The organism is Actinokineospora sp. NBRC 105648 (assembly GCF_030269645.1).
Classification (GTDB): Bacteria; Actinomycetota; Actinomycetes; order Mycobacteriales; family Pseudonocardiaceae; genus Actinokineospora.
Map to the genome: position 1 here is coordinate 1 of NZ_BSTR01000133.1, position 365 is coordinate 365.

Annotated in this window: 1 protein-coding gene; it reads right to left on the minus strand. The window is 65.8% G+C overall.

All coding sequences use genetic code 11. The features are described 5' to 3' along the window. Positions 1-168 precede the first annotated feature (168 nt). Positions 169-365, minus strand: a 197-nt coding sequence (locus QSK30_RS36670) for a hypothetical protein (protein WP_285510012.1), incomplete at its 5' end; no start/stop codon positions are given.

Genomic DNA, 365 nt, shown 5'->3' on the forward strand with positions numbered 1-365 from the left:
TGGGGAAAAAGCGTGGGGTGAAGGGCATCCCCACCACAGGTCAAGTTTAGCGGTGCTCTCCCCCCACACGAAGCGAGTCCACTAGATCGAGCATCCGTAGCGGGGCCGGCGGTACCAGCGGGGTCGGCCACTCCGCTGCGGTTAGGTTGGTGGTCGCTAATTGGAGTTTCAGCGGGCGGATTCTGTTGCCTGAGTTGAGTGCTGGGGGTTGCTTTGGTCTCTTGGCTCTGATCTTGTGGCCTGCCTGCCTGCCTGCCTGCCTGCCTGCCTGCCTGCCTGCCTGCCTGCCTGCCTGCCTGCCTGCCTGCCTGCCTGCCTGCCTGCCTGCCTGCCTGCCTGCCTGCCTGCCTGCCTGCCTGCCTGCC